Annotated in this window: 7 protein-coding genes; 3 read left to right on the top strand and 4 right to left on the bottom strand. The window is 68.1% G+C overall.

What is annotated here, in order from left to right:
- Nucleotides 1–2,274, bottom strand: a 2,274-nt coding sequence (locus FJV41_RS43755; RefSeq protein WP_246137798.1) for a CBM96 family carbohydrate-binding protein, incomplete at its 3' end; no start/stop codon positions are given.
- 199 nt (nt 2,275–2,473) lie between these two features.
- On the bottom strand, nt 2,474–3,490 hold the full coding sequence (gene mltG / locus FJV41_RS43750; protein WP_141648576.1) for an endolytic transglycosylase MltG: 1,017 nt from the start codon (nt 3,488–3,490) through the stop codon (nt 2,474–2,476).
- 339 nt (nt 3,491–3,829) lie between these two features.
- Here mltG and FJV41_RS43745 point away from each other — a divergent pair, with 339 nt between their 5' ends.
- Nucleotides 3,830–4,684: an alpha/beta fold hydrolase gene (locus tag FJV41_RS43745; RefSeq protein ID WP_141648575.1), complete on the top strand. Its 855-nt coding sequence runs from the start codon at nt 3,830–3,832 to the stop codon at nt 4,682–4,684.
- Between the two features lie 48 nt (nt 4,685–4,732).
- Here the strand turns inward: FJV41_RS43745 and FJV41_RS43740 are convergent, their stop codons facing one another.
- Entirely contained in the window at nt 4,733–5,212 is a 480-nt protein-coding gene (locus FJV41_RS43740) for a VOC family protein (RefSeq protein WP_141648574.1), read from the bottom strand.
- A gap of 200 nt (nt 5,213–5,412) precedes the next feature.
- Here FJV41_RS43740 and FJV41_RS43735 point away from each other — a divergent pair, with 200 nt between their 5' ends.
- A complete protein-coding gene (locus FJV41_RS43735) occupies nt 5,413–9,006 on the top strand; it encodes a tandem-95 repeat protein (RefSeq protein WP_141648573.1) in 3,594 nt (1,197 codons plus the stop codon).
- A 99-nt stretch (nt 9,007–9,105) separates the two neighbouring features.
- Nucleotides 9,106–9,309 carry a cold-shock protein gene (locus FJV41_RS43730; RefSeq protein ID WP_141648572.1) on the top strand — a complete coding sequence of 68 codons (204 nt, stop codon included), beginning with the start codon at nt 9,106–9,108 and terminating at the stop codon, nt 9,307–9,309.
- Nucleotides 9,310–9,419: 110 nt separating this feature from the next.
- Here FJV41_RS43730 and FJV41_RS43725 read toward each other — a convergent pair.
- The coding region (locus tag FJV41_RS43725) for a transglycosylase SLT domain-containing protein (RefSeq protein WP_141648571.1) at nt 9,420–11,766 on the bottom strand (2,347 nt) is incomplete at its 5' end.

Genomic DNA, 11,766 nt, shown 5'->3' with positions numbered 1-11,766 from the left:
GCCCCCGACGGTGACGCTCTCCTCCGCGTCCACCGCCACGCTCGTCGCCTGGGCTCCCCGGAGCGAGTCCGACGTCAGCGTGCGCGCCCACTGATAGGCGCCGTCCCACTGGAGCTTCAGGACGAAGGAGTTCGGATACGTGTCGTCATACGGGAACGGCTTGCCGGAATAGACGGGCCCCGCTCCGAAGTCCGTGTAGCCCCAGAAGGTCCCCACCACGAGCGCGCTGCCATGCGCGTCCGTCGCCAGGTCGAGCACCTGCATCGGGTTGTCGACGGACTCGTCCATCCGCTGGAACCACGCCTTGTAGCCACGCGTCCAGACCACCCCGCCCGTGGGCGAAAGCTTCATCACGAACATGCCCTGCCCTCGCGGCAGCGCGCCCGTGCCCAGGTCCGGTGCACCGAGGTAGCTCCCCGCCACCAGGACATTTCCCTGCTTCGTCACCACCACCCGCTCGAAGGACACCTGCGGATGGGAGAACGCGCGGCTCCACGCGACGCTCCCGTCCGCGCGGTGAAGGGTGACGACATCCGTCCGCTCGGAAGACGGGGGACTGGTCACCGGTTGCTCCACCCTGCTGATGACGACGAAGCCGCCGTCGAGCGCGGGGGCCGAGTGAGTCGAAAGCTCCGCCGAGGGGTCGCTCGACTGAGTCACCCACGCCGTCGAGCCTGATGGAGGCGTGCCCTGGTAGGAACAGAAGGGCTCGCTGTCGGTGATGACCACCAGTCGCGGCGCGACGGAGAGCAGCCCTCGCTCCTCCATCTCGGACGAGGCGAAGCGCATCCCATCCGCGGAACCATCGAGCAACGCGAAGGCGTGACGCCCCGACGTCGTCACCACGTCCGTCACGTCCAGCTCCACCCACTGGTCCTTCTTCAGCGCCCCCAGGTCCCCCACCACGCCCCCCATGATGGCGGGCTTGCGATACCAGTCCGTCGTCGCCTCATCGAACGGAGCGGCCTGGAACAACCGGGGCCCATTCCCGGAGGCATCCAGTGCATAGAGGCGCAGCAACACGCGGCGGACCGGCGCCGCCCCCAGTTGTACGTCGAACTCCAGGTAGCTCTCCGCGCGCGGTGACGCATCCACACGCAACGAGGCCTCGCGGTAATGCTGCGTGGTGGGGCTGTCCGGCGTGACGAAGGTGTCCTGCGACGCGAGGATGGAGGTCGCGAGAACCTCCTGGCGTGTCAGGCAGTCATCCGTCGGAGCAGTCCGGGGCGCCCCCGTCCAGACGAGCAATTGGGGCTCGAGTGCGAGGACCTCTCGCGAGTGGAACGACACCTCGTCGCCGGAGTTCGCATACAGGCCGAAGGTGACGTCGCCATCGCCTCGCACCTCTTCCGTCACGTCGTAGTCCGCGAAGCCGAACGGCGCGAGGAACGGTGCGCGGTCCAGCGAGCCGCCCACCTTCGTCGGGCGCGTGTTCCAGGTGACAGCCTCGCTCCATGCCCCCTGCGTGGCGAAGACCGAGGGCCCTCCCTCCGTGCCATCCTCGCGAACGCGCAGGCGCAACACCGCGCGCTGCACTGTCTCCGTCAGTCCCTGCACGGAAAAGCGAAGATGCGCCTCTCGCTCCGGCGTGCTCCCGACGCGAAGCGCCTCCGACACACCACCGGCCGAGGAGTCCGGCACATCCGCGGAGACAAACGTGTCAGCGCTCGGAGCGAACGAAACGGGCGTCCCCGACACCGGGAGCGGCTCGGGGCGCGGAGGCGGATGGTCCTTCGCGGACTCGATGGTGAGGACGAGCTGGGGGCGCAGCGCGGGGTCCGGATGTTCGCTCGACGCGAGCGTCACGCCATCCGGGCTGTCTCCCCCCATGAAGATGTCGAGATAGCTGCGCTGGGAAACGTGCAGGTCGCTGACATCCAGCTCCATCCACGTCCCGCTGACGACGGGGCCCGCGCTGACGAGCGCCCAATAGCCGCCCCACTGAGGACGGGTGTCCCACGTCGTCAGCTCGTTCCATGTCCGGACACCCGGAGGGTCGTAGACGGTGGGCCCGTCCTCCGTGCCCTCCAGCACGTACAGGCGAAGGCGCGCGGTCGTCATCGTGCCCTCGAAGGGCTGGATGAGGAACCGGAGGTAGGCTTCGGCATCGGGCGAGCGACCGAGCACCAGCGTCTCCGAGGAGCCGAAGCTCGTCGTCGGAGACGTCGCCACGACGTGCGTGTCCGCCGCCGCGACGAACGTCAACGTCCGGGTGACGAGTTCCTCACGCCGGCCATCTGGAGGAGCGACCACCTCCGTGGAACTCGGCGCCACACCTTGGGAAGCCCCGCACCCACTCAGGAGCGCGAACAGCACTCCCCAGCCCCTCCAACCCGCCCCGACCGTCATCCGCCTCACGTCACCGCTCCCTTGAGACCAGAGGAGACGATGGGTGAGCAACAGTCACGCCAGTCAGGGCCGGTGCGCTCCCTCTACCTGGTGGGCGAGGGAGCGAGCACCGTGTCCAGCGGCGTCAGTACACGTTGTACTTGCGGCGCAGCGCCTCGTGCTCTTCCGCGTTGCGCGAGGGGCGCAGCGTCTTCTGCGCGTCGTGCAGGTAGTACCAGAACTCGCTCGGCGTGGGCGCCATGGCGGCCTGGAGCGACGCCACCGTGGGCGCGCCGATGGGACCCGGGGGCAGGCCCTTGCGATGACGCGTGTTGTACGGGTCCTCGGGGTCCCTCAGTCGCTGGAGGAACGCCTTGCGGTCATTCCACTGCGCCAGCACGTACCGCGACGTCGCGTCCACGCCGAGCGGATAGCCCTTGTCCACGCGCTTCCAGAGGATGCCCGCGACCAGCGGACGCTGGTCCGGCACGGGCTCCTCGCGCTCCAGCATGGAGGCCATCACCACCACCTCATGCAGCGTTCTCCCGCTCTTGGAGATGGCGTCCCGGTTGGGCGTGTAGAAGCGCTCCCCGAAGGCATTCAACTGACGCTGGATGAGGTCCTCGACGTCGAACTTCCCCGGAATCACGCCGTAGGACTCCGGGTACAGGTAGCCCTCCAGCGTGGTGGTGGGCAGGGGGAACGGCGCGGTGAAGCGACTGGGATTGCTGGCCGCGGTGATGTACGCGCCCGCGGTGATGAAGCCCGCCGCCGTGAGGGCCGCGTCGGTGTCCCGCAGGCGCCAGCCCTCCACCACCAGGAACGGGATATCGTCGGGGAGCGGGTTGCCCTCCAGCACCGTGGCCAGCTCCGCCACCGTCATGGACGGACTCACCGGGTGTCGTCCCGCCTTGGGCGAGAACGAGCCACGACGGAAGAGATGCCAGCGCCACACCCGCGCATCACGGATGAGGCCCTGGTTGGCGAGCAGCACGCCCAGACCTCTCCCGGAGGTGCCCTTGGGGACGGTGAACTCCACGGGGGTCGCGCCGGGGGCCGCGACGGCTTGATGCGCCGCCTGCTCCACCCACCAGAACGCACCCACACCCGCAGCCGCCAACAGCACGAAGACCACTGCCAGACTCACGAGGACTTTCTTCATCGCGGCGCAGGGTAGCACCGTCGTCCCGCCGTGCATCCATTCGAGTCACCGGATGTCCGCTCCCGGGCGCTGGCCCGGCCACCAACCAGGCGGCACGGGCCACGGCCCTCCTAATCCCCCTGCCTCGGGTCATCCGTTCCGGCTGGCCGCCAGGTGCGAACTCCCTCGCGAACGTGCGCGTGACGATGGCGACAAAACGCGGCGGCGTCCTTTGTCCAGAGGGTCAGCCCCTCTCAACCTTTCGTATAGGAGCCAGAGAGACAGGGGCCGATGGCAGGTCATGAACACGGGGCACATCTTCGCAACCGTTGCATCTACCCACGACCCAAGGACCCTCGTATGGCCACTCAAGCCGGCAAGCTCCAGGGCAGCTACCTTTCGACTCGCGACGGAACCCAGATCTACTTCAAGGACTGGGGTCCCAAGGACGGACAACCCATCGTCTTCTCCCATGGCTGGCCGCTCACGGCCGATGCCTGGGAAGACCAGATGATGTACCTGTCCGAACGAGGCTTCCGCACCATCGCGCATGATCGTCGTGGCAACGGGCGTTCGTCACAGCCCTGGGAAGGCCACGACATGGACCACTTCGCGGATGACCTCGCGGAGCTGACCGCCGCGCTCGACTTGCGCAAGGCCGTGCACGTCGGCCACTCGACGGGCGGCGGCGAGGTGGCGCGGTACATCGGCCGCCACGGGACTTCTCGCGTCGCCAAGGCCGTGCTCATTGGCGCCGTGCCTCCCATCATGCTCAAGACGGACTGGCACCCGAACGGCCTGCCCATGAAGGTCTTCGACGACATCCGCTCAGGCGTGCGTGGCGACCGCTCCACCTTCTACAAAGACCTGAGCATGGCGTTCTACGGCTTCAACCGGCCGGGAGCGAAGGTCTCCGAGGGCCTGAGGGAGAGCTTCCGCCTTCAGGGTCTGCAGGGCTCGCTGAAGTCCGAGTACGACACCGTCAAGGCCTTCTCGGAGACGGACTTCCGCGCGGACCTGGCGAAGTTCGACGTGCCCACGTTGGTGATGCACGGCGACGACGACCAGATTGTCCCCTTCGAGGGCGCGGGGAAGATTACCGCCACGCTCGTGAAGGGCGCGCAGTTGAAGGTCTACAAGGGCTTCCCCCACGGCATGTGCTCGACCCACAAGGACGTCATCAACGAGGACCTGCTGCTATTCATCAAGGGCTAGCGGGACGAACAGGCCGCGCGGGCCGGTTCGAACGCCCGCGCGGGCCGCTCAGCCTCCCACCATCTTCAGGAAGCGCCGCTGCATCTCCTCCGGCGACACCTCTTCGATGCGCATGGAGAGCGACCAGCGGTGGCCGAACGGATCCTGGATGTGGGCCACGCGGTCGCCGTAGAACTCGTCCTTGATGGGACGCTCCAGCACGGCTCCGGCGGCGATGGCCCGTTGGGCCATGGCGTCCACGTCGTCGACCGAGAGGTTGAGCAGGCTCGTCGCCCCGCCCCGGCTCTGCGGCCCGACGATTCCGTACTCCGGATACTCATCCGCGATGGACAGCACCACTCCGCCCAGGAGCATCTCGGCATGGCCCAGGCGACCGGAGGGCTCCACCAGCCGCATCCGCTCCTCGGCGCCGAAGACCTGGGAATAGAAGGTGAGCGCGGCGGTCGCGTTCTTCATCACGAGCTGGATGCCCAACCGAGGCTGCGGGGACACGTCCTTCTTCATGGCAACCGTGGTGTCTGGCTTCATCACGAACCTCCTGGTTCAAGGGTGGATATCCACAGTCTGCCCATCCGGCACGCGGAGGGATTGGAAGAAATGCACCCCGTGTGAGGAACCCATGATGGTTCCGTGATGCGGGAATCACGCCTCAGGGAGTCTGCTGTCCCTGTCCGCCGCCGATCCACTGGCGGCTCGCCGGTCCCGACTCCGCGCTCCCCGAGGTCCACATGTCGTCTCTTCGAATGAGCCCGCGAGGCTTCGCCTGCCTCGCCGTGTTTCTCTGCATCGCGGCCGTGACGCCCGCGTGGGCGGACTCCCGCCCGGCATTCCTCGCACCAGGGCTCTCCTTCGAAACCCTGGTCGGCGCCGTGACGATGGGCCCCGCGAGCGACCACCAGTTCGACGGAGCCGTGGCCTGGAATGGAACGCACCACCTGGTGGTGTGGACCGACTACCGGCACGGCGGCTCAAGCGGGCGCATCTACGCGGCCCGCGTGAGTCCGACGGGAGAGGTGCTGGACCCGGTGGGAGTCCTCATCAGCCCCATCGCGGACAAGAGCACCACCCCTCATGTGCTCTTCGAGGGGACGAACTTCTTCGTCGTCTGGCATGCGACGCGGCCGGGTGAAGCAGGTGACCTCATCCTGGGCGCACATGTCACGTCGGACGGCCAACTGGTGGAGCCCGCACCCAGACGACTCGCCAGTGCAGCCCCGGGAAGCGTGTATGGGAAGCCCACCGTGGCGTTCTCGGGCAGCCAGTACCTGGTCACCTGGAGCGAATACGCCCCCGACCTGGGCCCCATGCTCCGAGGGACACGGCTCTCGTCCTCGGGCGCCGTGCTCGACATCATGGGCCTGGAGCTGGGTGAAGGCAGGGAGCCGACGGTCTCCTGGGGTGGCACCCACTTCCTCGTCGTCTCCACGCGCGGCAATCTCGTTCAGGGGACGCGTGTCTCGGTGGAGGGCACGAGCCTGGGGTCGTTCGTCATCAGTCCTCCCAATGCCATCTTCCCCGTCCTCCCGGTCGTCGCTTTCGACGGACAGAATCACCTCGTCGTCTGGGAGGACCAGATCACCCCGCTCGACTTCAATCGGGACATTCTTGGGGCACGGGTGAGCCCCGAGGGCATCGTCCTGGGGACCTTCATCATCCACACGAACTTCGCGCATCAATCCATGGCCAGCGTGGCCTTCAATGGCACGCACTTCCTGGTCGCATGGCATGACATGCGCTACGTCGACGGCGTGCGCTACGGCGGCATCCATGGCGCGCGCATCACGACCTCCGGGGGTGTGCTGGATCCCAACGGACGGGTGCTCGTAGCGAACCGCAGGAACTTCACTGCGTCTCCCAGTGGGATGGCGTCAACAGGAACTGAGTTCTTCATCACCTGGTATGGGGGGAAGGGCGAAGACAAGGAGGACATCCGTGCGACGCGGGTGAGCAACACGGGCACGGTGCTCGCCGAGAGCCTGTTGGTCAGCACGTCCACCAACCGCCAGGAGGAGCCCGCGGTGGCCTCGGATGGCACTCGCACCCTGCTGGTCTGGATGGAGCAGCGCCCGTTTCCCCAGGGGACGGACCTCTACGGCACCCTGCTGAGCGTGGAGGGCGTCGAGCTGACGCCGGGAGGTTTTGTCATCTCCCAGACGGCCGGCGATCAGGGTGAACCCGCCGTCGCCTTTGATGGGACGAACTACCTGGTCGTGTGGCGCGACACCCGAACGGGCATCGAGACACCCAGACTCCATGGCCGCCGCATCTCCGCGAGCGGGGTCCCCCTGCGCCGCGAGTTCCCCATCCACGCCCATCGGTCCTTCCTCGACGCACCCCGACTCGCCTGTGGTGGGGGTGATTGCTTCGCCGTCTGGGATGAGCCGCCGGTGTCGTCTGGCTTCGGAGATATTGCCCGGGGAGCGCGCGTGAGCCCCACGGATGTCGTGCTCGATCCACTGGGCATCGACCTGGGCGGTGGGGCCCCAGAGTCCTACCCGGCTGTCTCGTTCGACGGAACGAACTTCCTCGTCGTCTGGGAGGTCCATCCCTCCGGCAGCGGCGTGCTCCGACGACTGGAGGCGGTCCGCGTGAGCAGGGCCGGCACCGTCCTCGCGCCGGGCCGCATCCTGGTTCGGCAGAGCGAGCTGACGCCCGAAAAGCCATCCATCGCCTTCGACGGGACGAACCACGTCATCGCGTGGACGGAGGGAGGAAACGTCCGCGCGCTCCGCGTGGACACAGAGGGAATGGTGGTGGACCCGGAGCCCTGGCTGCTCTCGTCACCAGGGCAGGAGGTGCCATTCTGGGGGCAGGCCCAGGTGGCGTCGACCGGCACCTCCACACTCGTGTACTGGCTCTCGCCCGCGCCGGGCGACAGTACGGCGAACCTTTTGCTCGGCGCGAGGATCGACTCAGCGAGCGGGACGGTCGACCCCCCCGTCGAGTTGGGCTCGCTGGCGCTCGAGTATCAACTCCCGAGCGCGACGTCCGTCGGGGCCAGCCGCTTCCTGCTCGCCTATCAGCGCTTCGTCGGACCGCCCTACGCCGCCCTCCGGGTCCACGCGCGCATGGTGGACTACGACGCCGCGCCCCTCGCAGTGGCTCCGGCACGAGGGCCGTCCGGAGGCTCCAACGCCAAGATGTGCATTCCGCACCCGTCAGCTCCCGAGGTCGCCATCGAATATCCGGCACAGGACGTGGCCGACGACGACCTTGTGAACATCGTCACCGATACGCCCCCTGCGGACATCCAGGGAGAGGAAGGCTATGTCTATGTGACGAGCGGCCTCGAGGATGAGCATGGGCGGCCGGGGATGTGGTTCCCGAAATCCGAGCAGATCGACCCCATGGCGTTTGATCGCTCGGAAGTGCTCACGGAAGACACCTCCGTCGAGCTCATTCTGGAGAGCCTGGCCGCTGACAAAGACACGCTGAAGTACTCGCTGGTGGAGCTGCCCCGCCACGGCCGGCTCTCGGGCACGACCCCCAACCTCGTCTATACGCCCCACCCCGACTTCCACGGCGAGGACCACCTCACGTTTCGCGTGAGTGATGGGGTGACAGAGTCGACCTCCGCCCAGGTGCTCCTCTCCGTCAAACCCGTCAACGACGCCCCCGTGGCCATGTCCCGCGAGGTCACCGTGTCCGCGGAGGGACCGGTTGAGCTGGAGCTGGAAGGCCGCGACGTGGACGGAGACATCATCACCTTCGAGTTGAGCGAAGGCCCGTCGCAGGGAGAACTCACGGGCACGTTGCCCCATGTCGTGTACCGGCCCAGGGCGGGCGCATCGCGCGAGGACTCCTTCACGTTCGCGGTCAGCGATGAGGAGCACACCACCTTCGCGACGGTGACGCTGCACATCACGCCCGTGAATCATGCCCCCATCGCGAGCAACGCGCGGCTCACGATGAAGGCTGGCGAGCGACGCGCGGTGGTGCTCGATGCCCGGGATGCGGACCAGGACGCACTGACCTACTCGGTGAGCGCGCGCCCCGCTTCAGGCGAGCTGTCCGGCGAGGCTCCCTCGATGACGTACGAGGCGGCGCCTGACTTCGAGGGAGAGGTGTCACTCGTCTTCACCGTCACCGACGCCGCGGGACTGGCTTCGACAGGGACGGTGCGCATCCAGGTGGAGAAGTCCGCGGCTTATTCCATCGACTCCGAGCCCCGACTGGGGGCTCTCGGGTGCGGCGCCGCTCCAGGTTCCGTGACGCCGTTGCTGCTGGCGCTCGTCGCCCTGTGCCTGCTTGCACGGCGGCAACCGCGCGTCCGCTGCTCGAAGGTCATCGTGAGCCGTCCCTCGCAGAGCATGCGAGCCTGAGCACGCCCTGCTCCAGGTCTGGGGCAATCCTTCCCGCCCATCCCTATTTCATTACCAATCACCTGGACATCCCCAGGAATGGCACACGAGGACGGCAGTATGACGACGGGAACCGTGAAGTGGTTCAACGATGCCAAGGGTTTTGGCTTCATCACCCCGGATGACGGAGGCGAGGACGTGTTCGCACATCACTCCGCCATCAACGCGGACGGCTTCAGGTCTCTCCAGGAGAACCAGCGGGTCGAGTTCGAGGTGACGAGGGGGCCCAAGGGAATGAACGCGCAGAACATCCGGCCGATTTAGGGAGGACGTACCTCAACGGAGGAAGCCGATCCATGGCCGGGGGAACAGTCCTGCCCTCGGCTGCTCGCAGGCCGTCCTCCTGCGCTCGAAGGTGGCTTCCCGGCCACCGCTCAGCGCGCGGCGCTCTTGATGACAGGCAGCTTGGGCGCCCGGCCGTAGAGGAGCTGGTAGGTGTTGTACGAGCGCAGCACGCGCTTGATGTAGCCGCGCGTCTCGGAGATGGGGATCTCCTCCACCCACGCATCCAGCGGCAGGTCCGGCTTGTCCGAGCGCCAGCGGTTCACCGCGCCCGGGCCGGCGTTGTAGCTGCCCACGGCGTACGGCGTGTGTCCGCCGAACTTCTTGAGCAGTCCGCCCAGGTAGTGCGCCCCCATGCGGATGTTGAGATCAGGCTGGAGCAACTGCTCCACCGTGAAGCGCTTGAGCTTCAGCTCCCTCGCCACGCCCTTCGCGGTGGACGGCATGAGCTGGGTGAGGCCCAGCGCTCCGGCCCAGGACAGCGCCTTCGGATCCAACGCGCTCTCCTCGCGCATCAGCGCCTGGAGCAGATCCGCCTCCACGCCCGACACGGCCGTGTGCTTCTCGATGAGCTCGCGGAACGCGTTGGGATACGCGACTTCCCACACCACGCGCGTCTCGCGGGTGATGCGGCCGCTCAAGTCCTTGCGCAGCGCCAGCCGGGCCACCGCGTGCGCGGCGCGCTCGTCACCAGCCTCGTGCAGCACCAGCACCAGCAGGCGGATGGCCTCCGCGGGCTGGTTCGTCCGGCTCACCGCGAGCAACTCCGATGACACGGCCTCCGGGAACCCGAGCCGCAGCAGCTCGATGCCCGCGCGGAAGTGCGGGTCCTCGCCCACCGGCCCCGCGAACAGCGGCCACGGACTGGCCGCGTCGGGCACCGCGAAGATGTCCGGGGAGATGCGCTCCAGCCGCGCCGGGTCCACCGTGGACAGCTGCGAGCGCGCCATCAGCCCGTAGTAGGTCGCGGGGTGCTCCACCGCGATCTTCTCGAACAGCTCCGCCGCGCCCTGGATGTTGCCCTGGTCCTGGAACGTGCGCGCCCGCCAGTACCGCGCGCGCTCCACGTCGTAGCTCTCGTCCGCCTGCGCGAAGCGCTGCTCGATGCGGTCCAGGAAGGACAGGCCCGCGTCCTCCACCTTGCTGGTGCGTGCGATCCAATACGCCTTGAACAGCGCCTCGCCCAGGAAGTCCCCCTGCGGATACAGCCGCGCCAGCTCGTCCAGCCGAGCCATCGCCTCCTTGGGGCGGTCCGTCTTCACGTACAGGTCCGCCGCGTAGAACAACGCGTCGTCCGCGAAGCTGTGGTCCGGGAACTCACGCGCCAGTCGCTCGTACGTGTCCGTCCCGCGCGCCGAATCGACAATCGAGCGCGACGAGCCCAGCACATACAGCGCCCGCGCCAGCAGGTCCCGGTCCTCACACTTCTCCACCACCTGCGACAGAATCTGGATGGCGCGCGTGTGCTGGCGCTCCTTGCGCATGCCCTTGCCGTAGGCGAAGTGCGCGCGACACGCGAGCGGCTCCGGCAGCTTCAACTGCGCCAGCATGGGCTCCAGTTGCGTCAGGCCCTGCTTGTTGCGGTGCAGCTCCACCAGCGCTTCACCGCGAGCGACCTTGGCCTCCAGCGGGGCCGCCTGTCCCTTGAGGCGCTTCTCCGCCTGCATCGCCAGCGCGGACAGCGGATGCGCGCCCCACAGGCGCCACAGCGCGGCGCGCTCGGCGGCGCGGTCCTTCTTCTCCGCCGCGATGTCGGCGATGGCCATCAGCGCCTCGGCGCCCACGTTGCGCCCCCAGCTGGGCGCGGCACGCGACGTGAGCGGCTCCAGCGCGGCCATGGCCCCCGCCGCGTCCTTCTTCTTGCGCAGCACCCGCGACAGCGCCAGCCGGGCGTCCACGTACAGCCGGGACTCCGGTGACACCTGGGCCAGCAGCACGGCCGCCTCGTCGAAGCGGCGCAGTCCCTCCAGCGCCACGCCCGCGTGCGTGAGGCACCGGTCTTGAAGCGCGGGGTAGTCCGGCGCCAGCGCGGCCAGCTCCTTCGCGGCGGTCTCCTCGTCTCCGGAGCGCAGCGCGGCCAGCGCGCGCAGGTAGCGCACCGGAGGCGTGGTGCCCTCGTCCTTCAGCAGCTCGCGGGCGCGGCTGTACTGGCCCTTGTCGAAGGCCGCCCGGGCCTCCTGCTTCTTGCCCTCGCCGAAGTACGGCGCCAGGTCCTCCAGGGCATAGCGGCGGCCCCGGTGGACGACGGGCGCGGGGGGCGCGGCGTTGGGGAAGGCCGGGTTGAGGACCTCCACGAAGCCCTCGGGCAGCTGCGTCTTCTCCGCATCCGGACGCGGAGAGAGCTGGGCCTCGGAAGGGGCGTTCTCCGTATGGGACGAGGGGGCCTCCGTCACGGTGGGGCTCGACGCCTGGGGGGCGGGAGCCGGCGCGGCCTCCGTC

Origin of the sequence: Myxococcus llanfairpwllgwyngyllgogerychwyrndrobwllllantysiliogogogochensis (assembly GCF_006636215.1) — a bacterium.
Lineage (GTDB): Bacteria > Myxococcota > Myxococcia > Myxococcales > Myxococcaceae > Myxococcus > Myxococcus llanfairpwllgwyngyllgogerychwyrndrobwllllantysiliogogogochensis.
The sequence above is the reverse complement of the archived record's forward strand: the minus strand, read 5'-3'. Positions and strand labels throughout refer to the sequence as shown.

Excerpts from the sequence above, each read along its gene's own strand:
- mltG (WP_141648576.1), bottom strand. The coding sequence starts at position 3,490 with ATGAAGAAAGTCCTCGTGAGTCTGGCAGTGGTCTTCGTGCTGTTGGCG.
- FJV41_RS43745 (WP_141648575.1), top strand. The coding sequence starts at position 3,830 with ATGGCCACTCAAGCCGGCAAGCTCCAGGGCAGCTACCTTTCGACTCGC.
- FJV41_RS43740 (WP_141648574.1), bottom strand. The coding sequence starts at position 5,212 with ATGAAGCCAGACACCACGGTTGCCATGAAGAAGGACGTGTCCCCGCAG.
- FJV41_RS43735 (WP_141648573.1), top strand. The coding sequence starts at position 5,413 with ATGTCGTCTCTTCGAATGAGCCCGCGAGGCTTCGCCTGCCTCGCCGTG.
- FJV41_RS43730 (WP_141648572.1), top strand. The coding sequence starts at position 9,106 with ATGACGACGGGAACCGTGAAGTGGTTCAACGATGCCAAGGGTTTTGGC.